The 22,933-nt window shown below is 59.2% G+C and carries 18 protein-coding genes; 10 read left to right on the top strand and 8 right to left on the bottom strand.

Going from position 1 to position 22,933, the window contains the following annotated elements:
- Positions 1–2 precede the first annotated feature (2 nt).
- The 8 genes from cyoA to ORL50_RS04650 form a co-directional block, all read right to left on the bottom strand.
- Complete coding sequence (gene cyoA, locus ORL50_RS04615; protein WP_266010470.1) at positions 3–947, bottom strand: ubiquinol oxidase subunit II; 945 nt, start codon at positions 945–947, stop codon at positions 3–5.
- An 828-nt stretch (positions 948–1,775) separates the two neighbouring features.
- Positions 1,776–2,285: a disulfide bond formation protein B gene (locus ORL50_RS04620; RefSeq protein WP_266010472.1), complete on the bottom strand. Its 510-nt coding sequence runs from the start codon at positions 2,283–2,285 to the stop codon at positions 1,776–1,778.
- A gap of 240 nt (positions 2,286–2,525) precedes the next feature.
- A complete protein-coding gene (locus ORL50_RS04625; protein WP_266010474.1) occupies positions 2,526–3,302 on the bottom strand; it encodes an ABC transporter substrate-binding protein in 777 nt (258 codons plus the stop codon).
- Between the two features lie 271 nt (positions 3,303–3,573).
- Positions 3,574–4,023 (bottom strand): molybdopterin synthase catalytic subunit MoaE, encoded by a 450-nt coding sequence (moaE, locus tag ORL50_RS04630; protein ID WP_266010476.1) that lies wholly within the window; start codon positions 4,021–4,023, stop codon positions 3,574–3,576.
- Positions 4,024–4,025: 2 nt separating this feature from the next.
- On the bottom strand, positions 4,026–4,268 hold the full coding sequence (gene moaD / locus ORL50_RS04635; protein ID WP_266010478.1) for a molybdopterin converting factor subunit 1: 243 nt from the start codon (positions 4,266–4,268) through the stop codon (positions 4,026–4,028).
- A complete protein-coding gene (gene moaC / locus ORL50_RS04640) occupies positions 4,265–4,738 on the bottom strand; it encodes a cyclic pyranopterin monophosphate synthase MoaC (protein WP_266010480.1) in 474 nt (157 codons plus the stop codon). Before moaC ends, moaD begins: the two co-directional genes overlap by 4 nt.
- 240 nt (positions 4,739–4,978) lie before the next feature.
- Complete coding sequence (locus tag ORL50_RS04645; protein WP_266010482.1) at positions 4,979–6,373, bottom strand: PhoH family protein; 1,395 nt, start codon at positions 6,371–6,373, stop codon at positions 4,979–4,981.
- Between the two features lie 337 nt (positions 6,374–6,710).
- Entirely contained in the window at positions 6,711–7,835 is a 1,125-nt protein-coding gene (locus tag ORL50_RS04650) for a polysaccharide deacetylase family protein (protein ID WP_266010484.1), read from the bottom strand.
- Positions 7,836–8,091: 256 nt separating this feature from the next.
- Between ORL50_RS04650 and yaaA the strand changes: the two genes are divergently transcribed.
- The 10 genes from yaaA (at position 8,092) to ORL50_RS04700 (ending at position 22,926) form a co-directional block, all read left to right on the top strand.
- The gene (gene yaaA / locus ORL50_RS04655; protein WP_266010486.1) at positions 8,092–8,871 is read left to right on the top strand and encodes a peroxide stress protein YaaA; all 780 of its coding nucleotides are present in this window, start codon (positions 8,092–8,094) and stop codon (positions 8,869–8,871) included.
- An 802-nt stretch (positions 8,872–9,673) separates the two neighbouring features.
- Entirely contained in the window at positions 9,674–10,990 is a 1,317-nt protein-coding gene (locus ORL50_RS04660; protein ID WP_266010488.1) for a nucleotide sugar dehydrogenase, read from the top strand.
- Between the two features lie 132 nt (positions 10,991–11,122).
- Complete coding sequence (alg8, locus tag ORL50_RS04665; RefSeq protein ID WP_416236004.1) at positions 11,123–12,604, top strand: mannuronan synthase; 1,482 nt, start codon at positions 11,123–11,125, stop codon at positions 12,602–12,604.
- 35 nt (positions 12,605–12,639) lie between these two features.
- Positions 12,640–13,809 carry an alginate biosynthesis protein Alg44 gene (locus ORL50_RS04670; RefSeq protein WP_266010490.1) on the top strand — a complete coding sequence of 390 codons (1,170 nt, stop codon included), beginning with the start codon at positions 12,640–12,642 and terminating at the stop codon, positions 13,807–13,809.
- Between the two features lie 171 nt (positions 13,810–13,980).
- Positions 13,981–15,363 (top strand): alginate biosynthesis TPR repeat lipoprotein AlgK, encoded by a 1,383-nt coding sequence (gene algK, locus ORL50_RS04675; RefSeq protein ID WP_266010492.1) that lies wholly within the window; start codon positions 13,981–13,983, stop codon positions 15,361–15,363.
- A gap of 122 nt (positions 15,364–15,485) precedes the next feature.
- Positions 15,486–16,943, top strand: coding sequence for an alginate export family protein (locus ORL50_RS04680; RefSeq protein WP_266010611.1), 1,458 nt, complete (start codon positions 15,486–15,488; stop codon positions 16,941–16,943).
- Between the two features lie 26 nt (positions 16,944–16,969).
- The gene (gene algG, locus ORL50_RS04685; protein WP_266010494.1) at positions 16,970–18,544 is read left to right on the top strand and encodes a mannuronan 5-epimerase AlgG; all 1,575 of its coding nucleotides are present in this window, start codon (positions 16,970–16,972) and stop codon (positions 18,542–18,544) included.
- A gap of 10 nt (positions 18,545–18,554) precedes the next feature.
- Entirely contained in the window at positions 18,555–20,003 is a 1,449-nt protein-coding gene (locus ORL50_RS04690; RefSeq protein WP_266010496.1) for an alginate O-acetyltransferase, read from the top strand.
- 11 nt (positions 20,004–20,014) lie between these two features.
- Entirely contained in the window at positions 20,015–21,145 is a 1,131-nt protein-coding gene (locus ORL50_RS04695; protein WP_266010498.1) for a mannuronate-specific alginate lyase, read from the top strand.
- Between the two features lie 215 nt (positions 21,146–21,360).
- Positions 21,361–22,926, top strand: a complete 1,566-nt coding sequence (locus ORL50_RS04700; protein ID WP_266010500.1) for an MBOAT family O-acyltransferase — start codon at positions 21,361–21,363, stop codon at positions 22,924–22,926.
- The last annotated feature ends 7 nt before the right edge of the window (positions 22,927–22,933 follow it).

Genomic DNA, 22,933 nt, shown 5'->3' on the forward strand with positions numbered 1-22,933 from the left:
GTTTACTCCTCTGCCCCGGCAGCTGAATGCGAACTCATGTCCATCCCTTCCATATGGGCCACTTCTTTCTCTTTCTTCTCGTGGTGCATCGGCTTGCCCGGTTTCATGCCTTCGTACTTGTCGACGATGAACTGGAACAGGTTCGGCGTAACCGAGGAGTAGAGCTCGACTGGGTTGTTCTGGCTTGGTTTGGTAAGGGCTTCGTATTCAGCTTTTTCCAGCTGTTTAGGTGCCTTTTTGACTTCACTTACCCAGGCGTCGAAATTCTCCTGGGAAGTCGAGATCGCTTTGAATTTCATGCCGGTGAAACCTGCGCCGCTGTAGTTGGCAGAGATGCCTTCCATTTCAGCGTCACGGTTGGCAATCAGGTGCAACTTGGTCTGCATGCCGGCCATCGCGTAGATCTGGCCGCCCAGGCCCGGAATGAAGAACGAGTTCATTACCGAGTCCGAAGTCACTTTGAAGTTGACCGGGGTATTCGTCGGGAACACGATCTTGTTGACCGTGGCGATGCCCTGTTCTGGATAGATGAACACCCACTTCCAGTCCAGCGACACCACTTCGATGGTGATCGGCTTGACGTCGGATTCCAGCGGACGATACGGGTCAAGTTCGTGGGTCGACACGTAAGTGACGTAACCCAGCGCAATGATGATCAGTACTGGAACGGCCCACACCGCGATTTCGATCTTGGTGGAGTGCGACCACTTCGGCGTGTACACGGCGTCCGTGTTGGTCGCGCGGTATTTCCAGGCGAACAGGAAGGTCATGACGATGACCGGAACCACGACCAACAGCATCAGCAACGTTGCGGTGATGATCAGGTTTCGCTGCTCCAGGCCCACCTGGCCCGTTGGATTGAGCAAGGTCATGTTGCAGCCTGACAGCAGCAACGTGCCGATCAGCGGCAATAAGCCTAGTAGTCTGGGGTACCTGTTTTTACTCATCTCACGACCTCTAAAGCAGCTTGCGCAATGCAGTTGGGTTTTGATCGCCAACACTTCACCCTGCCAAGGGTTGGCATTTTCTTGGATTGAATAAGGGCTGCCCGTCGCGCGTCAGACGCTGTTCGACAAATCCTGGGCCAGCGGTGAGTTCTTATTCGAATTCGTGGTCAAAGGCCTTGTTACAGACCAATTCCATTTGGTGCGGATAATTGGAAGGCACCGACACCTGGGGAGTCGCATGAAGCGGTGAAGCTTCTCGACACCCTGTTCTGCTCTGGGGTGAGCAGTGCCGGGAATTCAGTGGTGGCGATTGTAGATATGTAACGTTTTATAAACCATGTCTCATCCCGAAATAATTTTTATCCATTCCAGCAACAATCATTCACGGTTTTCGCAAAAGTGCGCCATGGTATCGAAAATAATTCTCAACAAAAACACCAAAAATAGTAGGTCTACCGGGCGCAGTTCAGACAGTATCGAAGGCCCTTCAGCCTCGCGCCACCTCGCCGTAGCCCCTATATGACAAGGGCTCCGGCAAATCGCCGGGGCCTGTTAAAACTGCCTGTTCGAGGTTTTTCGGCTGCGCAGCGCTTACCCGAAAACCAGGCCAATTCGATCGTGCAGAACTGCGCCAATCAGCCATCCTGAAACGCCTTGCGACATCAGCGCTGTGACAACATGTCGCACACCTGTCGCACCCTTGACTGTCACACATCACGCTCTTTTTACTTCTGGAGTGAAACAGGCTTTTACCCACAAAAAATGCCCCGGACCTCTCACGAAGGACCGGGGCATTTTTGTCAGGACGATTGTCGAGGCGATTACACCTCAGCCCAGCGCTTTGCGATTACGCACAGTTAGCAACGGCACCAGAACCACGATCAGCACAAATGCCACCAGTGCCCACTGGGCCAGGGAAAGGCCCAGGATCGGTGGGTACGGAGTGGAACAGAAACCGTCGACCTGGAACCCCAGCGGGAAGACCTTCGCCAGCGGCAGGCCATCGACAATCGGCTGCAGCACATCAATGCCGCAGCTGACCGCCGGGTAGAACTGGGTGTAGACGTGATGGCCGGCCACTGCGACACCGGCCAGCGCGCAGATCACCACCAGGGTTTCGAGGACGGTGATGCTGCGACGGGTGCGCATTGCCGCGCCGATAAAGGCAAACACCGCGATCAGCAACAATGCATAACGTTGCAGGATGCATAGCGGGCAAGGCGCCTCGCCCAGGACGATTTGCATGTACAACGCGCCGCCGATCAGCGCCAGGCAGATGATACCCAGCAACACCAGGTAGCGCCGCTCACGGCCCAACCGCATCGTTTCCTCGCTCATTGCATTTCCCTTCTGAATATCGATTGACCGGAAGTCTACACGCTGGCCCCGGGCTTGGAGAGCCCGAGGTGCGCTGAATAGATGTCGGGGAATAAACGACAGGGCGGTTAAGAAGGGATTAACTTGGGGCAGTTTCCAGATTTTTTGGACTGGCCACTGGCCTCTTCGCGAACAAGCCCGCTCCCACAGCTAGAACGCATTCCAAACTGTGGGAGCGGGCTTGCTCGGGAAAGCGGTTGATCAGTCGCCGTAGATATCCGACTTGAAGTACTTCTCGGAGATCTTCAGGTATTCGCCATTGGCGCGAATGCCGTCTATTGCGCTATTGAGCTCGCTGACCAGCTCGGTGTTGCCCTTGCGCACCGCAATCCCGGCGCCCTCGCCGACGTATTTCGGGTCCTTGAGTTCAGGACCGACGAACGCATAGCCTTTGCCGCGGGGCATCGACAGGAAGTCATTCAGCGGAATGGTGTCGGCGAAGATGGCGTCAAGGCGACCGGCTGCCAAGTCCATGTAGATCTCTTCGTTATTGCTGTAACGCTTGACGTTGACACCCTTGGGCTCGAACACCTCAGTGGCGTAGCGGTCAGTGGTGGTGGCGCGCTGCACGCCGACGTTCTTGCCCTTGAGGCTGGCGTATTGGTCATCCACCACCGCGCCGTCTTTCATCACCAGACGCGATGAAGTGAAGTAGTACTTGTGGGTGAAATCCACCGACTTCTTGCGGTCTTCGTTGATGGTCATGGACGACAGGGCCATGTCGATTTTCTTCACTTTCAGCGAAGGAATCAGCCCGTCGAACTCACCTTCGACCCACACACACTTGACCTTCATCTGCGCGCACAGGGCGTTGCCGATGTCGTAGTCGAAACCGACGATCTCACCCTTGTCAGTCTTGGAGGCAAACGGTGGGTAAGCTGCTTCGATGCCGATGCGCAAGGTTTTCTCGGCGGCGAACACAGAGCTGCACGCCAACAGGCTCAGGGCCAGACCGGTGATGAGGGGGAATTGCTTCATATTCGTTCTCTCGCGGGTTGTTGTTGGTTTGGCAAGACAGAAGAACAAGCTGGAACAGGGGACGGCCTTTTTTGTACTTATAATTCCATACTGGACTTTTGTGTACTGGTCGTCAATCGGGCGATCGGCCGGTGGTCGGGAGACCCTGGGGTGAGACTGGAGGCCTTATCGCGAGCAGGCTCACTCCTACAGGGGATCTTCGTCGGACATGAAGATCCTCTGTAGGAGTGAGCCTGCTCGCGATGGCATAACTGAGAGAAATGAAGACCAACTACTTCCAGCGATCCGCCGCCGCATGATCACTGTCGCGCCCTTCCACCCAACGTGGCCCGTCGCTGGTGTTTTCCTTCTTCCAGAACGGCGCACGGGTTTTCAGGTAGTCCATGACGAAGGCGCAGGCGTCGAATGCCGCCTGGCGATGGGCGCTGGCGGCGCCGACAAAGACGATCGGCTCACCCGGTTCAAGGGCGCCAATGCGGTGCAGCACTTCCAACTTGAGCAGCGGCCAGCGCTGTTCGGCCTCCAGAGCAATCTTGCCCAGGGCCTTTTCAGTCATGCCTGGATAATGCTCAAGAAACATCCCGGCCACGTCGAGCCCGTCATTGAAGTCGCGCACGTAGCCGACAAAACTCACCACCGCTCCCACGCCGACGTTGGCAGCGTGCATGGCATTGAGTTCAGCGCCCGGGTCGAACGCCGTGGACTGCACGCGAATCGCCATGTTCAGCCCCCGGTCACGGTCGGAAAGAACGCGACTTCATCGCCATCACTTACCGGCTCATCGAGCTGGCAGAGGTCTTCGTTGCGGGCGCACATCAGGTTCTGCTCCGTCAGCACCACAGCGCCGTCGCGCCGGGCCAGCAACTCGCGCACATCGTCGACAGTGGCGAAATCACCCGAGACCTGCATGGAATCGACCCCCATCGCTTCACGATAACGGGCGAAAAACTTCACAGTGATGTTCATAGCGGCTCCGCCTGGAAATGCCCGCTCTTGCCGCCGACTTTCTCCAACAAACGCACGCTTTCGATGACCATGCCGCGGTCCACCGCCTTGCACATGTCATAGATAGTCAGAGCGGCAACGCTGGCTGCGGTCAGCGCTTCCATTTCCACCCCTGTCTGCCCGGACAACTTGCAGCGCGCGACGATGCGCACGCTGTCGTCGCCTTCGGCACTGAGCTCGACCTTGACGCCGGTGAGCATCAGCGGATGGCACAGTGGAATCAGATCGCTGGTCTTTTTCGCCGCCTGAATGCCGGCAATCCGTGCCACGGCAAACACATCACCCTTGGGATGACCGCCGCTGACGATCATCTGCAGCGTTTCGGGCAGCATGCGCACCAGCGCCTGGGCCGTAGCTTCGCGGAAGGTCACGGCTTTTTCGGTGACGTCGACCATGTTGGCGCGACCTTGGGAATCGAGATGAGTCAGCACGGGGTTACTCCTGATCAGGAGTGGCGATTGTAAACCTGCGGGTCAATTTTTCGCGAGTGTGATTACAGCCACAGCGCAAATCCCCTGTAGGAGCGAGCCTGCTCGCGATAGCGGTAATTCAGTCAAAATTGATATTGCTTGTCAGACCGCTATCGCGAGCAGGCTCACTCCTACATTTGGATTTGTGTTCATGCACAAAAAAACCGGCGGCCCATAAGGCCGCCCGGTTTCGGTGAGGGGTTACAAATGCGTCTCTGCGTATTCAGCCAGAATCGAGCGAGGCACCCCTTGCAGGGTGATGTGCACACCGTTGGGGAAATCTTTGAAGCGTTCAGTGAGGTACGTCAGCCCGGAGCTGGTCGCGGACAGGTAAGGGGTGTCGATCTGCGCCAGGTTGCCCAGGCACACCACTTTGGAACCGGCGCCCGCACGGGTGATGATGGTTTTCATCTGGTGCGGCGTGAGGTTCTGGCATTCGTCGATCAGGATCAGGCTCTGCTGGAAACTGCGACCCCGGATGTAGTTGAGGGATTTGAACTGCAACGGCACTTTGCTGAGGATGTAGTCGACGCTGCCATGGGTATTTTCATCATCCATGTGCAAGGCTTCGAGGTTGTCGGTAATGGCACCCAGCCATGGCTCCATTTTTTCCGCTTCGGTACCGGGCAAGAAACCGATCTCCTGGTCCAGGCCCTGCACGCTGCGGGTCGCGATGATGCGACGGTAGCGTTTGCTGACCATGGTCTGCTCGATCGCAGCAGCCAGGGCCAGGATGGTTTTACCGGAACCGGCGGCGCCGGACAGGTTGACCAGGTGAATGTCCGGATCCAGCAAGGCGTACAGCGCCAGGCTCTGATAGATGTCACGTGGTTTCAGGCCCCAGGCTTCCTGGTGCAACAGGGGTTCCTGGTGCAGGTCGAGAATCAGCAGGCGGTCTTCTTCGATCTCCTTGATCCAGCCGACAAAACCCTGCTCGTCGATAATGAATTCATTGATGTGCACCGCTGGCAGATTGTCGATCAACTGCACCTGGTGCCAGGTACGCCCATGGTCCTGACGGGTTTCGACATTTTTCACACGGTCCCAGAACGAGCCGTCCATGTTGTGATAACCATTGGGCAGCAACGAAACGTCGTCCACCAGCTGGTCGGTGCTGTAGTCCTCGGCTGCGATGCCACAGGCCCGGGCCTTGAGGCGCATGTTGATGTCTTTAGTGACCAGCACCACGGGCAACTTGGGCTCGCGCGCATGCAGGTCGATCAACTGGTTGATGATGATGTTGTCGTTCAGATGTTCGGGCAGGATGATGTTCGGTTCGGCGCGTTTGCTCATCAGAATTGACAGCAAACCCTTGGGCCCACTTTTGCCCCGCTGGATCGGTACCCCCAGTTCAACGTCTTCAGGGCTGGCTTCACCCAGTGTCTTGTCGATCAGGCGAATCGCCTGGCGGCATTCCGCAGCCACGCTGTGATGCCCGCTCTTGAGCTTGTCCAGCTCCTCAAGCACGGTCATTGGGATGGCGACGTGGTGTTCTTCGAAATTAAGCAGGGCGTTTGGATCGTGAATCAATACGTTGGTATCGAGTACATAAAGGATAGGCTGGTTGGAGGAAGAACTACGTCCGTGATCATCCATACTCGGTCACCTTTGTGGGAGCCATTCGACGCAATACCATGACAGTGCTGCGCCTCGAAGTGGCCACCGAATTCACCTGCGAGGATTCAAGTGAACTGCACACACAACTGGGTCTTGGGAGACGCCACCTGTGTTGCAGGTTTCGGCGGTCTGTCTTCGTAATACTCCAAAACAGGTGACAGGAAAAAGTACTTTGACGCTTTTTTGAAGTTTATTTTTCAGAGTGACGAAAAGCCCTTGGCGTGCAGGCAATGTGCCGTTAAAGTCGGAAGTCCGCCTGCATCGAAACTCCTCGCAAATTCGCCCCGCGCCCAATGTTTCCGGGCTTTCCCCCTATTCAGCGAAAACCGTCCTGACAGTCGTCCCAACCGATGCCACTGGGTGCCGTTTGCGTGATCAGCCAAGGCAGCGCCGTTTTCACCCCATCCTGCTTCACATTGAAGTTGATCACCCCGTGACGCCATAGCAGCATCAGGGTCAGCACCCGTTGCGCGGCCTGATTACCCTTGAGCTTGCCCGCTCCGTCCTGGGCGTCGATGTCCCACAACGCCACCTGCAAGCCCTGCGCCTTGAAGAAGGCCGCGGCGTCCGCTCGACGTTGGCCATCGGGCGGGCGAAACAGCGGCACATAGTTTTCCGGCAGCTTGCTTTTCACCAGGTCGGCGCTGCGCCGTACCGAGTCCTGCCAATCCTGCCAATAGCTGTGGGAACGAAACTCCCAGCCCTGGACGCCGATGCACTGCTGTGAATAAGTCGACTGCAGGCTGGACACCGAGCGCTCGGCAAGTCGCGCCTGGATGTCCTTGCCCAGCACGAAAAAAGTGCCGCTGATATTCGCCTTGCGCAGGTAATCGGTGACCCAGGCGGTGTTGTCCGGGATAGCGTTGGCGGCGCTGTCGAAGGTCAGCAGAAACAGCCGGTCATGCATGTGCTCGCCGTTGCGCTCATAGTCGCCAAAACGATCGACTTCGCTAGGGGTCTGCGGGAACAGCGCAGCCTTGCGCAACAGTTCGTCGAGGTACTGCGCGTGGAACAGGCGGCTCGGCTCGGCCCATTTGATGTAGTAGCTGTCGTCGCTTACCTGGAACTTGGCGGCCTGTTCGCGCAGGGTCGCCATATCTTCCACCAGGAAGCAGAACGAGGCGTCCTGATCGCAGCTCTGCTGGGCGAAGTCATAGTTGGTCAGCAGGCGCTGCCACAGGCGCTCGCGCAGCTGTTGCACGGCATCCGCATTGATCGTGCGCAGGCCCAGGCGTTGCGCCAGGCTGGCGTCGTCCATGGACTCACTGGCCAGCAGCACTCGCGCAAACATGAGGATCTCGGCCCGCGACGCGACGTCGAACAGGGTCGGGTTGCCGAGCTGTTCGGGCCAGGTGCTGCGGTCGAGCGTCGCCACCTCGCCGGGTGCAGCCGTGGCGCCTAGGCTGATGAGGCAGGCAAGGGCTAGAAAAACGATACGCAATGGGATGTCTCCATAACAAAACCCGCGCGGCACTATAGCCGATCCGACAGCTTGGCCGCGTCCCCCTGTAGGAGTGAGCCTGCTCGCGATCGCGGTGGGTCAGCCATCATCAATGATGAATGTGAAACCGCCATCGCGAGCAGGCTCACTCCTACAAGGGAACTGCGTGCAGCCGCCGATCACCTATCACACCCATAGCTGGAGTCAACACGAACAACCCCCTAGAATCGCCGCCACGATTAAAGGAGACGACTTCATGCTGATGGTGATTTCCCCCGCCAAGACCCTCGACTACGAAACACCGCCGGCCACCCAGCGCTTCACCCAGCCGCAGTACCTCGACCATTCCCAGGAGCTGATCCTGCAGTTGCGCGAGCTCACGCCCGCACAGATCAGCGCACTGATGCATGTCTCCGACAAGATCGGCGGGCTCAACGCCGCGCGTTTTGGCAGCTGGACACCCGCGTTCACCCCGGAAAACGCCAAGCAGGCATTGCTGGCCTTCAAGGGTGACGTCTACACCGGGCTCAACGCGCAAACCTTCAGCGAAACCGATTTCGATTACGCCCAGGAGCATTTGCGCATGCTCTCAGGTCTTTACGGCCTGCTGCGGCCCCTGGACCTGATGCAACCGTATCGGCTGGAGATGGGCACCAAACTCGCCAACGCCCGCGGCAAGGATCTATATGCCTTCTGGGGTACACGCATCAGCGAATGGTTGAACGAAGCCCTGGCTGACCAGGGTGACGACGTGCTGCTGAACCTTGCCTCCAACGAGTATTTCTCCGCAGTCAAACGCAGCGCCCTGAACGCGCGCATCATCAATACCGAGTTCAAGGACCTGAAAAACGGCCAGTACAAGATCATCAGTTTCTACGCGAAAAAAGCCCGCGGGATGATGAGCCGTTTTGTCATTGAAGAGCGCATCAAAGACCCGCAAGCGCTCAAGCAGTTTGACGTCCAGGGCTATCGGTTCAGTGCCGAGCAGTCCAAACCGGACAACCTGGTGTTCCTTCGCGATCACGCTCCCGAGTGATGCACCAGGGCGGCGCACAAGCTTGTGTGCGCCGCCGTTTGATCGTCTGACAATCCCCCTCCTATATCGCCGACAATCTGGCGCCAAAAATACAGCACCCATTCCCCTAACTTTTGTTTCACTCGACGTCGATGATTTTTTTCAGTAGTGGCACCAAAAATTTTTCTCTGTAGTGGCACAAAACTATCCCCGTCAATTATGCACCTATATATAAAGGGCGAAACGGCAAGTGCTATCAATATGAGAGCAGTGCCATCTTTGTCAATATTTCAAGAAATTTCAGATTTCGCGATGGGCGGACAGGAACTATGTCCAAATGCGTCGTTCATACCACCGGTAACGATTATCCGTGAGGTTGTACGAGATAACTTACGCAGATAAGCGATTCATGCAGCGAAGTTGTCACATTAACTAGCGCTAACTAATCACTCATTTGGGCAACACTGAAAGGACTGGAGATAAGCCAAACAGCTATCCCCTGAACGGCCAAGGCTGCGCCCCTATAAACGTGCTCACCTGAGCACCCAACCGCTTGATCTACGGGCCTTTTGCCCGGCATCAAGCGCGCAAGATCTTTGCACGACGGTCCTCTGAGCCGAGGATCCGCTGCATGACAGGGCAAGCCATAACAATAAAGCCTAGTTGCGCACATCTTGAGTGCACTTATTTAGTCACTCGGAACTTATATGCCTGTACGCGGCACTGCGGCGCTTGTATGCCGTACTTCCGAGTGCACTTTGACCGCTGAACACCATTAACTCCGGCCATGTAATGGCTTGATAAAACACAGAGGTAATTTGCGATGCGCATCAGCATATTTGGTTTGGGTTACGTGGGCGCTGTCTGTGCCGGTTGCCTGTCTGCACGGGGCCACGACGTGGTTGGCGTCGATGTTGCCAAAGACAAGATCGATATGATCAACGCCGGTAAATCGCCGATCGTTGAACCGGGTCTGGGCGAACTACTGCGCAAGGGCATCGATACCGGCAAACTGCGCGGCACGACCAACTTCGCCGAAGCTATTCGCGACACCGACCTGTCGATGATCTGCGTCGGTACGCCGAGCAAGAAAAACGGCGACCTGGAACTGAACTACATCGAGGCCGTGTGCCGCGAAATCGGTTTTGTCCTGCGTGACAAGACCACCCGCCACACCATCGTGGTTCGCAGCACCGTGCTGCCGGGTACTGTCGCAAACGTTGTCATCCCGATCCTCGAAGACTGCTCCGGCAAGAAAGCCGGTGTCGATTTCGGCGTTGCAGTGAACCCCGAGTTCCTGCGTGAAAGCACCGCGATCGCCGACTACGACCTGCCGCCAATGACCGTCATCGGCGAGTTCGACAAAGCCTCCGGCGATGTCCTGCAATCGCTGTACGAAGAACTCGACGCGCCGATCATCCGCAAGGACATCGCCGTTGCCGAGATGATCAAGTACACCTGCAACGTATGGCACGCCACCAAGGTGACCTTCGCCAACGAGATCGGCAACATCGCCAAGGCTGTCGGTGTCGATGGTCGTGAAGTGATGGAAGTGGTCTGCCAGGACAAGACGCTGAACCTGTCCCAGTACTACATGCGCCCAGGCTTCGCCTTCGGCGGTTCGTGCCTGCCGAAAGACGTGCGCGCCCTGACTTTCCGCGCCGGTTCCCTGGACGTCGAAGCGCCGCTGCTGAACTCGCTGATGCGCAGCAACGTATCGCAGGTGCAAAACGCGTTCGACATCGTCTCCAGCCACGACAAGCGCAAAGTCGCCCTGCTGGGCCTGAGCTTCAAGGCTGGTACCGACGACCTGCGCGAAAGTCCGCTGGTCGACCTGGCCGAAATGCTGATCGGCAAGGGTTACGACCTGAGCATCTACGACAGCAACGTCGAGTACGCCCGTGTCCACGGTGCGAACAAGGATTACATCGAGTCGAAGATCCCCCACGTCTCGTCCTTGCTCAACTCCGACTTCGACGACGTGATCAACAACTCCGACGTGATCATCCTCGGCAACCGTGACGAGAAATTCCGCGCCCTGGCGCAGAACGCCCCGCACGGCAAGCAAGTGGTCGACCTGGTGGGCTTCATGTCCCAGGCCACCAGCGTCGCCGATCGTACCGAAGGTATCTGCTGGTAATACGGAATCCCGCCTCCGGGAACACCCGCAGGCGCCCGGCTTGCCGGTGATGACGAACTTCAAATCGCCATCGCCGGCAAGCCGGGCGCCTACGGGGGCAAGGAGCTTGCAACTGACTTTAGGATTCCGATTATGCACAGGCTAAAGCACGGCCTACTTCAGGCCGCCGGTTGGCTGTTTTACCTCACTATTTTGATGGGCATCGCCATGGCGTTGCCTGTGTCCACATTCGACTCCCAGTCGAAGGACTTCATTTTCCTGATCGGTATCGTCGGTATCTGGCGCTACTCGATGGGGGCCACGCACTTCCTGCGCGGCATGCTGTTTCTGTACGTGGTCTACCCGCACCTGCGCCGCAAAGTACGCAAACTGGGCAAGGCGGCAGACCCGTCCCACGTGTTCCTGATGGTCACCAGCTTTCGCATCGACGCGCTGACCACCGCCCAGGTCTACAGCTCGGTCATTCGCGAAGCGATCGACTGCGGCCTGCCGACCACCGTGGTTTGCTCCATCGTGGAAATGTCCGATGAGCTGCTGGTGAAAAGCCTCTGGTCGCGGATGAACCCGCCAGAGCGGGTCAAGCTCGACTTCGTGCGCATTCCTGGCACCGGCAAGCGTGATGGCCTGGCCTACGGCTTCCGCGCTATCTCCCGGCACATGCCGGACGACCGTGCCGTGGTCGCTGTAGTCGATGGCGACACCGTGCTCGCCGAAGGTGTCGTACTCAAGACCGTGCCGTGGTTCCAGCTGTTCGGCAACGTCGGCGGCCTGACCACCAACGAGTTCTGCGAAGTGCGCGGCGGCTACATCATGAGCGAGTGGCACAAGCTGCGTTTCGCCCAGCGCCACATCAACATGTGCTCGATGGCCCTGTCCAAGCGCGTACTGACCATGACCGGACGGATGTCGGTCTTCCGCGCCACCGTGGTCACCGACCCGGACTTCATCGCCGACGTCGAAAGCGACTCGCTGCAACACTGGCGCCTGGGCCGCTTCAAGTTCCTCACCGGTGACGACAAGTCGAGCTGGTTCAGCCTGATGCGCCTGGGTTACGACACTTTCTACGTGCCGGACGCGGCGATCCACACCGTGGAACACCCGCCGGAAAAAAGCTTCATCAAGGCCAGCCGCAAACTGATGTTCCGCTGGTACGGCAACAACTTGCGCCAGAACGCTCGCGCACTCGGCCTGGGAGTCAAACGCCTCGGCCTGTTCACCTCGGTGGTGCTGTTCGATCAGCGCGTATCGATGTGGACCTCGCTGCTGGGCCTGACCGTGGCAATCATCGCCAGCTTCAAGTACGGCACCGCGTTCATCCTGGTGTACCTGCTGTGGATCGGCATCACCCGCCTGATCCTGACGCTGTTGCTGTCCTGCTCGGGGCACAAGATCGGCCCGGCCTACCCGGCGATCCTCTATTACAACCAGATCGTCGGCGCGCTGGTGAAGATCTACGTGTTCTTCCGCCTCGACCAACAATCCTGGACTCGCCAGGACACCAAACTGACCCGTGATCTCGCCAGCTTTCAACGTTGGTTCAACACCTGGTCGTCTCGGACCATGACCTTCTCCGCCGGCAGCATTTTTGTCGCCGTGCTGCTGATGATGGTCTGACCGCCCCCTTATTGAATTAACCAGGAATCGCCTATATGAATACCGCCGTCAACGCCAACGTAGTGCACGAATCAGAAGCCCAGCGCCAACACGCCCGCGTGAAAATCCCGGCCAAGCTGCGTTTCTTCGGTCCCGACCGGACCCCAGTCGAAGCCCGGGTCCTCGACCTCTCCGCCGGCGGCCTGGCCTTCAACGCCGGCCAGCTGCCGCTGAAGATCGGCGACGTGCACAAGGCTCGCCTGCAATTCGTGATCGATAACCTCGGCCTGGCCATGGACGTCGAGCTGCAAGTGCGTTCGTTCGATCGCCAGACCGGTCGCGCCGGTTGCCAGTTCCAGAACCTGGAACCGCAGGACATCTCGACCCTGCGCCACCTGATCACTTCGCACCTGGCCGGCGACATCGTCAGCATGGGTGAAGTGCTGGCGACCCTGCAGCGCGACAACTTCACCAAGGCGCGCAAGATGAAGGACGGCGGCCACGGCATGACCCCGTTCGGGCGTTTGCGTGCGGTGACTTTCAGCCTGGCGATTTTCCTCGTCGGCCTGACGGCGTTCGGTTTCATCTTCAAGTCGGTGTACGGCATGTACTTCGTCAGCCACGCCCAGGCTGGCCTGGTCAGCGTGCCGGGCATGAACATCACCATGCCTCGCGACGGCACCGTGCAGAGCCTGATCAAGGCCGACGGCATTGCCGCCAAAGGCGCCCCGCTGGCGACCTTCAGCACCAGCATGCTCGATGTGCTCAAGGGCCATCTGGAAGAAGACCAGCTGCAACCGGCCAAGGTTGAAGAGCTGTTCGGCAAGCAAATGACCGGCACCCTGACCTCGCCGTGCGATTGCACCGTGTCGCAGCAACTGGTTGCCGACGGTCAGTACGCCAGCAAGGGTGACGTGATCTTCCAGCTGGTGCCGCGTAACAGCGAAGCCAACGTCGAAGCGCGCTTCTCCTATCGCCAGTTCAGCGACGTGCGTCCAGGCACCCAGGTCAGCTTCCAGATCGCCGGCGAAGACAAGACCCGCACCGGCAAGATCGTCAGCAGCACCAGCCTGAAAAGCGCCGACCTCTCCTCCGACATCCGCGTGCTGATCCAGCCGGACGAGCCGCTGGACAGCAAGTTTGCCGGGCGCCCGGTTGAAGTGAACAGCGACCGTGGCCCGAACCTGAACTGGCTGATCGACAAAGCCATGGCTGCTGGTCTGTAACCGGAGGACATGCCCGTGACGATTCCAACTTTCCTCAGAACACCGCAGTCCCTGTGGGAGCGAGCCTGTGTGGGAGCGAGCCTGCTCGCGAACGGATCGGCTCGGTCTACCGGTGATACCGCGTCGGCTGTATCGCGAGCAAGCTTTGCTCCCACCAAAGCCCGCTCCCACATGGGTTTTGCATTCTGCTCGCTGGCCCTGGCGGTCAGCCTCAGCGGCTGTGCCGGCCTGCCTGACCAGCGCCTGGCCAACGAAGCCCTCAAGCGCGGCGACACCGCGCTGGCCCAGCAGAACTACAAGCAACTCGCCGACCTCGGCTACAGCGAAGCCCAGGTAGGCCTCGCCGACATCCAGGTCGACAGCCGTGACCCGGCGCAGATTCGCCAGGCCGAAGCGACCTACCGCGCGGCCGCCGATGTGTCGCCGCGGGCCCAGGCCCGCCTGGGTCGCCTGCTGGTGGCCAAGCCCGGCTCCACCGAAGCCGAACAGCACGAAGCCGAAGGCCTGTTGAAAAAGGCCTCGACCGCTGGCGAAGGCAACACCCTGATTCCGCTGGCCATGCTGTACCTGCAATACCCCCACAGTTTCCCCAACAGCAACGCGCAACAGCAGATCAGCAAATGGCGCGCCGAAGGCAAGCCGGAAGCCGGCCTGGCTCAGGTGCTGCTGTATCGCACCCAAGGCACTTACGACCAGCACCTGGACGAAGTCGAGACCATCTGCAAAGCCGCGTTGAATACCACCGACATCTGCTACGTCGAACTGGCCACGGTCTACCAGAAACAGGCCAAGCCCGAGCAACAGGCCGAGCTGATCAAGCAGATGCAAGCGGCCCATGCCCGCGGCACGGTTTCCGCACAGCGAGTGGACAGCGTCGCCCGCGTGCTCGGTGATGCAAGCCTTGGCACCACCGACGAGAAAACCGCCCAGTCGTTGCTCGAAGGCATCGCCCCCGGCTACCCGGCTTCCTGGGTCAGCCTGGCGCAATTGCTCTACGACTTCCCGGAACTGGGAGACGTCGACACGATGATGAAGTACCTGGACAACGGTCGCGCCGCTGATCAACCGCGCGCCGAACTGTTGCTGGGCAAGCTCTACTACGAAGGCAAGATGGTCCCGGCAGATGCCAAGGCAGCCGAGGAACACTTCCAGAAAGCCGTCGGCCGCGAAGTCGCCGCCGACTACTACCTCGGCCAGATCTATCGCCGTGGTTACTTGGGCAAGGTCTATTCGCAAAAAGCCCTGGATCACCTGCTGACCGCTGCGCGCAATGGCCAGAACAGCGCCGACTTCGCCATCGCCCAGCTGTTTTCCCAAGGCAAGGGCACTCGGCCCAATCCGCTCAATGCCTACGTCTTCAGCCAGTTGGCCAAGGCACAAAACACCCCGCAAGCCACCGAGCTTGCGCAAACACTCGAAGCCCAACTGCCGCCTGCGCAACTCGCCGAGGCCCAACGCCTGTTGAAACAGGAACAGGCCGTGCGTGGTGCGTTGAGCCAGAACACGCTGCAACTGCACGCCCTGCAAGAACAAGACGGCGAGGAATCCCTATGAATTTCAATACTGTAGCAGCTGCCGAAGGCTGCGTTCGATCGCGCAGCGGTCGCCCTACGCTGGTAAAGAACACGCAGGCTTCACCAGCTGCTACAAAGTTCTTCACGTTGTCGAAGCTGGGCATGGCACTGGGTTTCGCGCTGGTCTGGTCTTCTCCAACGTTTGCTGCGCTCACCGACACCAAGAACTACGGTCTGGACGTGAAAATCACCGGCCAGTCCGAAGACGACCGTGACCTGGGCACCGCCAGCGGCGGCGACGTCAACGGCGTCGGCCTGGACCTGCGTCCATGGGTCTATGGCGAAAGCGGCGCGTGGAGTGCCTACGCCATGGGTCAGGCGGTGACGTCCACCGACATCATCGAAACCGACACCCTGCAACAGTCCGACAGCGATGGCACCCAGACCACCGACAACAGCGACCGCAAGACCAAGAAGAATTACCTCGCCATGCGCGAGTTCTGGGTCGGCTACAGCGGCCTCACGCCCTACCCGGGCGAGCAGTTGAAGCTGGGTCGCCAGCGCCTGCGCAACGATGACGGGCAATGGCGCGACACCAATATCGAAGCCCTGAACTGGACCTTCGATACCACCCTGTTGCGCGCCAACGTCGGCGTGGCCGAACGCTTCAGCGAATACCGCACCGACCTCAAGGAGCTCGCGCCGAAGGACAAGGACCGGATGCACGCGTACGCCGATGCGGCTTATCAGTGGACACCGGGCAACTGGGTCGGCATTCGCGGTCACCACACCCACGACGACGGCAAGCTCGACTATCCGCAACCGGGCGTGGCGGGCGATTCGCTGGACAAGCAACAGAACGGCGACATCAGCTGGCTGGGCCTCACCGCCGACAGCGATGCCTACAACTATCGCAACACCAACACCCTCAATTACTGGGGCAGCATCACCGGCATGAGCGGCGACACCGACACGGTGAACCCACTGAACGCCGATGGCACCCGTCCCGCCGAAGCCAAGCGCGGCGAAGATCTCAACGGCTGGGCCACCGATATCGGCGTGCGCCTGCGCCTCGATCAGCAATGGCAGGTCGGTGCCGCCTATGCCCGCGCCAGCGCCGATTACGAACAGAACGGCCTGGAAAGCAACCGCTCGAACTACACCGGTACCCGCTCGCGCGTGCACCGTTTCGGCGAGGCATTCCGCGGTGAAATGAACAACATGCAGACCGCCACATTGTTCGGCTCGTGGATGCTCAATGACGAGTACGACGCCAGCCTGATCTACCACAAATTCTGGCGCGTCGACGGCAACAAGCCGGTCGGCAGCAACGGCATCAATGCCGTGCAGAACGATACCGACGACGTCACCGGCGCCGTGCTCTCCAGCACTTCCCTGCCGTTGGAAGATGGCAGCAAGGACCTGGGTCAGGAGATGGACCTGGTGGTCACCAAGTACTTCAAGCAAGGCTTGCTGCCAGCGTCCCTGAGCCAGTCCATCGATGAGCCTTCGGCGCTCGTGCGCTTTCGTGGCGGCGTGTTCAAGCCGGGCGATGCCTACGGCAAAGAAGTCGACTCGTACATGCACCGCGCGTTCATCGACGTGATCTGGCGCTTCTGATGCCAACTGCGAAGGGAGTGCCCGACATGAACAATCCGAAGCGCGGTTCAATCACCTTGCTGGCCGGCGCGATGCTGCTGGCAAGTGCGGCCGCCTTCGCCAACGTGGAGCCGGCGACCAAGCCGGTGACCATGGGCAAGGAACTGCAACAGGCCAAGACCTACACCGTCACCAGTGCACCCACCGCGCCGCTGGAGCTGGAAAAACCCAAGTTGCCGGACACCTCCGGCTACACCGCCGAAGCCATTGCCGCCAAGGTCGTGCGCACCAAGGCCGGTAAAACCAGCGTGCGCCGGATGATGCAGGAAAACGCCCTGAAGGACTTCATCGGCGGTGATAACAAGATGGCCGAATGGGTAGTACGCCAGCACGGCATCCCCCAGGCGATTTTCATCGACGACGGCTACATGAACCTCAAGGACCTGGCGAAGAAGCTGCCCAAGCAGTACTTCAGCGAAACCTCGCCTGGGGTTTACCTGGCGAAGTTGCCGATCGTGGTCGGTGAAAAAGGCATCCTCGAAATCGACCGGCAGACCCAGGAGCTGCGCCTGTCCCAGGAGGCCGGCTCGTTCCTGGTCAACGACGGCCAGCTGTTCGTGCGGGATACCAAAATCACTGGCTGGAGCGAGAAAGCCAACGGCCCGGCGGCCTTCAAGTCGCCCAAGGAGTTCCGTCCCTTCCTGCTGTCCTGGGGCGGTACCGAGACCTACATCGCCAACAGCAAGATCGCCAGTTTCGGCTACGCAAACAGTAAGTCCTACGGCGTGAGTATTTCCCAATACACGCCGAACATGGCCAAGGTGCTCAAGCGCCCGGAACCGAGCGGCTGGATCGTCGGTTCCGAGTTCTCGGACATGTGGTACGGCTTCTACTGCTACGAAACCCGCGACTTCGTGGTCAAGGGCAATACCTACAAGGACAACATCGTCTACGGCATTGACCCGCATGACCGCTCCCATGGCCTGATCATCGCCGACAACACCGTATACGGCACGAAGAAGAAGCACGGGATCATTATTTCCCGTGAGGTCAACGACAGCTTCATCTTCAACAACCGCAGCTACGACAACAAGCTGTCGGGCCTGGTGATCGACCGTAACAGCGTCAACAACATCATCGCCTACAACGAGATCTACAAGAACCACACCGACGGCATCACCCTCTACGAGAGTGCCGACAACCTGCTGTGGGCTAACAAAGTGATCAGCAACCGCCGCCATGGCATCCGCATTCGTAACAGCGTGAACATCCGCCTTTACGAAAACCTGGCCATGGCCAACGGCCTGACCGGCGTCTATGGGCACATCAAGGATCTCAGCGACACCGACCGTGACATCAAGCTCGACCCGTTCGACGCCCAGGTTTCGCTGATCATCGTCGGCGGCGAACTGGCCGGCAACGGCAGCGGCCCGCTGTCCATCGACTCGCCATTGAGCGTCGAGCTGTATCGCGTATCGATGCTTGCCCCGACCAAATCCAGCGGCATCAGCTTCAACGGGATTCTTGGCGAGCGCCAGGATGAAATTCTCGACCTGCTGGTGCGCCAGCAGAAAGCCGTGCTGATCGACCCTGTCGAACGCCAGACCGAACTGCAGGACTGAGGATAATTTTATGCACCCACACTTGATCAAATTACTCAGCCTGTCGGGCCTGACCCTGGGGATTCTCGCCGCCAGCCACGGCGTGCGCGCCGACGAGCTCAAGGCGCCGGCTTTCACTGCCGAACCCTGCTGCAACCTGTGCCCAGAAGCCCATGACGCGAAGAACTACACCACGCGTTACCAGCAGAACTTCACCACGCTGGTACAGGCCCAGGGCGACTGGCTGTTCCGTACCCAGGAAGACTTGCGCACCGAATTCGACACCACGCCAGCCGGCTACAAGCGCATGCAACAACTGCACGATGCGTTCAAGAGCAAAGGCGTCGAGCTGGTAGTTGTGTACCAGCCGACCCGTGGCCTGGTGAACCGCAACAAGCTCAACCCGCAGGAAAAAGCCCAGTTCGATTTCGACAAGGCGCTGAAGAACTACAAGACCATGCTCGGCCGATTTGCGCAGATGGGCTACGTGGTGCCGGACCTGTCGCCACTGACCAACGAGTCGCTGCCCGACACCCTGCCCGCCCACGATTTCTACTTCCGCGGCGACCAGCACTGGACGCCGTATGGCGCCCAACGCACGGCAAAAATCGTGGCCGAGAAGGTCAAGCAGATTCCGGCCTTTGCCGACATTCCCAAGCGTGAATTCGAGACCCATAAGTCGGGTCGCATGGGTAAGACCGGAACATTACACAATATGGCCGGTCAACTCTGCGGCACCAGCTACGCCATCCAGTACATGGATCAATTCACCACGGAGCCCAAAGGCGAAGCCGCCGATGGCGATCTGTTCAGCGACTCCGGCAACCCGGAGATCACCCTGGTCGGCACCAGTCACAGTGGCAAGAACTACAACTTCGCCGGTTTCCTCCAGGAGGCCATCGGCGCCGACATCCTTAACGTAGCGTTCCCGGGCGGTGGCCTGGAAGGTTCGATGCTGCAGTACCTGGGCAGCGAAGAGTTCCAGACCAAGCCACCGAAGATTCTGATCTGGGAATTCTCGCCGCTCTATCGCCTCGACCAGGAAACCATCTACCGCCAGATGATGGCGCTGCTGGACAACGGTTGTGAAGGCAAGGACGCACAGATGACCGGCAGCACCACGCTGAAACCGGGCAAGAACGAATTGATGGTCAACAGCAAGAACCTGAACCTGCAAAACGGCAGTCACCAGGTTGACATCCGGTTCGCCGATCCATCGGTGAAAACCCTGCAAGCCACCCTCTGGTACATGAACGGTCGCCACGAGGACATCAAGATCGACAAACCGGAAACATCCGACACCGACGGGCGTTTCGCCTTCGAGTTGCGCACGGACGAAGACTGGGCCACGCAGAATCTGCTGGCCGTCGAAGTCCAGGGCCCTGAAGCAGGTGCCGCGCCGCAGAAGGTCGAAGCGAAAATCTGCAAACGCAATGTGTTCCCTGGCGCTGGGCAGCGTACCGCTCAAGCCGGGCAATGAGGTTACCTCTTATGACATGCATGCAATCGCGAACGCTGAAGAAGTTGCTCGCCCCTTCTCTGCTGACGCTGGCGATGTTCGCCGGCGCCACCCAGGCCGCCGCACCACTGCGCCCGCCCCAGGGTTACTTCGCGCCGATCGAGAAAGTGAAGACCGGCGATTTCAAGGATGGCTGTGACGCCATGCCGACTCCCTACACCGGCTCGCTGCAATTTCGCAGCAAGTACGAAGGCTCCGACAAGGCCCGTTCGACACTGAACGAAGCATCGGAAAAAGCGTTCCGTGAGACCACTGCCGACATCACCAAGATCGAGCGCGGCACCAGCAAGCGCGTGATGCAGTTCATGCGCGACGGTCGCCCGGAACAGCTCGAATGCACGCTGAACTGGTTGACCGCGTGGGCCAAGGCCGATGCGTTGATGTCCAAGGACTTCAACCACACCGGCAAGTCCATGCGCAAATGGGCACTGGGCAGCATGGCGTCTTCGTACATTCGCCTGAAATTCTCCGACTCGCATCCACTGGCGAACCATCAACAGGAGTCGCAACTGATCGAAGCCTGGTTCAGCAAGATGGCCGATCAGGTGGTCAGCGACTGGGACAACCTGCCGCTGGAAAAAACCAATAACCACTCGTACTGGTCTGCCTGGTCGGTGATGGCAACTTCCATCGCCACCAACCGCCGCGACTTGTTCGACTGGGCAGTGAAGGAATACAAGGTCGGCGCCAATCAGGTCGATGCCGATGGCTTCCTGCCTAACGAGCTGAAGCGCCAGCAACGCGCCCTCGCCTATCACAACTACGCCCTGCCGCCGCTGTCGATGATCGCCAGTTTTGCGCTGGTCAACGGCGTGGACCTGCGTCAGGAAAACAACAGCGCACTCAAGCGCCTGGGCGAGCGAGTGCTGTCCGGGGTTGAAGACCCGGATGAGTTCGAGAACAAGAACGGCAAGGAACAGGACATGACCGACCTCAAGGTCGACTCGAAATTCGCCTGGCTGGAACCGTTCTGCACGCTCTACACCTGCTCGCCGGATGTGCTTGAGAAAAAGCACGAGATGCAGCCGTTCAAGACGTTCCGCCTGGGGGGTGACCTGACCAAGGTCTACGACCCGGCCAATGAAAAAGGTAAAGGCTCCTAGAGCCAGACCCAAACCCCCTGTGGGAGCGGGCTTGCTCGCGAATGCGGTTCGACATTCACCATTGATGTCGACTGACACAGCGCTTTCGCGAGCAAGCCCGCTCCCACAGGGGCAGTGCAAGTCTTGAGTTTTTTGAGTTAGCCCCCCGGTTTTTCGGTGGGGGGTTTGGGGGGGCCGTTGGCCCTTGAATGTTGGTTAAACACGGAGAGACCGGGATGGTATTTTCATCCAACGTGTTCCTGTTTTTGTTCCTGCCGATCTTTCTCGGCATGTACTACCTGAGCGGAATACGCTATCGCAACCTGCTGCTGCTGATCGCCAGCTATGTGTTCTATGCCTGGTGGCGAGTGGACTTTCTTGCACTGTTCGCGGCCGTCACGCTGTGGAACTACTGGATCGGCCTCAAAGTCGGTGCAGCCGGCGTGCGCACCAAACCGGCCCAGCGCTGGCTACTGCTCGGCGTGGCCGTCGACCTGTGCATCCTCGGCTACTTCAAGTACGCCAATTTCGGCGTCGACAGCATTAACGCGATGATGACCTCGGTCGGCCTGTCGCCCTTCATCCTGACCCACGTGCTGCTGCCGATCGGTATCTCGTTCTACATCTTCGAGTCCATCAGCTACATCATCGACGTCTACCGCGGTGATACCCCAGCCACCCGCAACCTCATCGACTTTGCCGCTTTCGTGGCGATCTTCCCGCACCTGATCGCCGGCCCGGTTTTGCGTTTTCGCGACCTCGCCGATCAGTTCAACAACCGCACCCACACCCTCGACAAGTTCTCCGAGGGCTGCACGCGGTTCATGCAGGGTTTCATCAAGAAAGTCTTCATCGCCGACACCCTGGCGGTGGTTGCCGACCATTGCTTCGCCTTGCAGAACCCAACCACGGGCGATGCCTGGCTCGGCGCCCTGGCCTATACCGCGCAGTTGTACTTCGACTTCTCCGGCTACAGCGACATGGCCATCGGCCTGGGCTTGATGATGGGTTTCCGCTTCATGGAAAACTTCAAGCAGCCGTACATCAGCCAGTCGATCACCGAGTTCTGGCGGCGCTGGCACATCAGCCTGTCCACCTGGCTGCGTGACTACCTGTACATCACCCTGGGCGGTAACCGCAAAGGCACGCTGATGACCTATCGCAACCTGTTCCTGACCATGCTGCTCGGTGGCCTGTGGCACGGTGCGAACATCACCTACATCATCTGGGGTGCATGGCACGGCATGTGGCTGGCGATCGAGAAGGCCCTGGGCCTGAACACTTCGCCACGCAGCATCAACCCGATCCGCTGGGCCCTGACGTTCCTGCTGGTGGTCATGGGCTGGGTCATCTTCCGCGCGGAAAACCTGCACGTCGCCGGCCGCATGTACGGTGCGATGTTCAGCTTCGGCGAATGGTCGCTGTCGGAACTCAACCAGGCCAGCCTCACCGGCCTGCAAGTGGCAACCCTGGTCGTGGCGTACGCCACCCTGGCGTTCTTCGGCATCCGTGATTTCTACAGCAACCAGCCACCGGTCAAGAGCAAGCCGGAGGTCAACGTCGAGGTCGATGGGCCTGCCGCTGCCACGCCTGGGATGATCAAGGCCGTACCGGGCGACAACCCGTCCAGCATCCATCAGCCTGGCTACACCGTCGGCGTCGAAGCCCAGGTGCAACCGGCCTACTGGACTGCCGACTGGTCGCGTTATGTGATGCGCGCCCTGGTCCTGCTGCTGTTCATCGCCTCGATCTTCAAACTCTCGGCGCAAAGCTTCTCGCCGTTCCTTTACTTCCAGTTCTGAGGGATCT

The organism is Pseudomonas sp. RIT-562 (assembly GCF_026241895.1).
In the GTDB taxonomy this organism is placed as follows: Bacteria; Pseudomonadota; Gammaproteobacteria; order Pseudomonadales; family Pseudomonadaceae; genus Aquipseudomonas; species Aquipseudomonas mandelii_F.

Excerpts from the sequence above, each read along its gene's own strand:
- cyoA (WP_266010470.1), bottom strand. The coding sequence starts at position 947 with ATGAGTAAAAACAGGTACCCCAGACTACTAGGCTTATTGCCGCTGATC.
- ORL50_RS04620 (WP_266010472.1), bottom strand. The coding sequence starts at position 2,285 with ATGAGCGAGGAAACGATGCGGTTGGGCCGTGAGCGGCGCTACCTGGTG.
- ORL50_RS04625 (WP_266010474.1), bottom strand. The coding sequence starts at position 3,302 with ATGAAGCAATTCCCCCTCATCACCGGTCTGGCCCTGAGCCTGTTGGCG.
- moaE (WP_266010476.1), bottom strand. The coding sequence starts at position 4,023 with ATGGCGATTCGCGTGCAGTCCACGGCGTTCGACCCGGGCGCTGAACTC.
- moaD (WP_266010478.1), bottom strand. The coding sequence starts at position 4,268 with ATGAACATCACTGTGAAGTTTTTCGCCCGTTATCGTGAAGCGATGGGG.
- ORL50_RS04645 (WP_266010482.1), bottom strand. The coding sequence starts at position 6,373 with ATGGATGATCACGGACGTAGTTCTTCCTCCAACCAGCCTATCCTTTAT.
- yaaA (WP_266010486.1), top strand. The coding sequence starts at position 8,092 with ATGCTGATGGTGATTTCCCCCGCCAAGACCCTCGACTACGAAACACCG.
- ORL50_RS04660 (WP_266010488.1), top strand. The coding sequence starts at position 9,674 with ATGCGCATCAGCATATTTGGTTTGGGTTACGTGGGCGCTGTCTGTGCC.
- alg8 (WP_416236004.1), top strand. The coding sequence starts at position 11,123 with ATGCACAGGCTAAAGCACGGCCTACTTCAGGCCGCCGGTTGGCTGTTT.
- ORL50_RS04670 (WP_266010490.1), top strand. The coding sequence starts at position 12,640 with ATGAATACCGCCGTCAACGCCAACGTAGTGCACGAATCAGAAGCCCAG.
- algK (WP_266010492.1), top strand. The coding sequence starts at position 13,981 with ATGGGTTTTGCATTCTGCTCGCTGGCCCTGGCGGTCAGCCTCAGCGGC.
- ORL50_RS04680 (WP_266010611.1), top strand. The coding sequence starts at position 15,486 with ATGGCACTGGGTTTCGCGCTGGTCTGGTCTTCTCCAACGTTTGCTGCG.
- algG (WP_266010494.1), top strand. The coding sequence starts at position 16,970 with ATGAACAATCCGAAGCGCGGTTCAATCACCTTGCTGGCCGGCGCGATG.
- ORL50_RS04690 (WP_266010496.1), top strand. The coding sequence starts at position 18,555 with ATGCACCCACACTTGATCAAATTACTCAGCCTGTCGGGCCTGACCCTG.
- ORL50_RS04695 (WP_266010498.1), top strand. The coding sequence starts at position 20,015 with ATGACATGCATGCAATCGCGAACGCTGAAGAAGTTGCTCGCCCCTTCT.
- ORL50_RS04700 (WP_266010500.1), top strand. The coding sequence starts at position 21,361 with ATGGTATTTTCATCCAACGTGTTCCTGTTTTTGTTCCTGCCGATCTTT.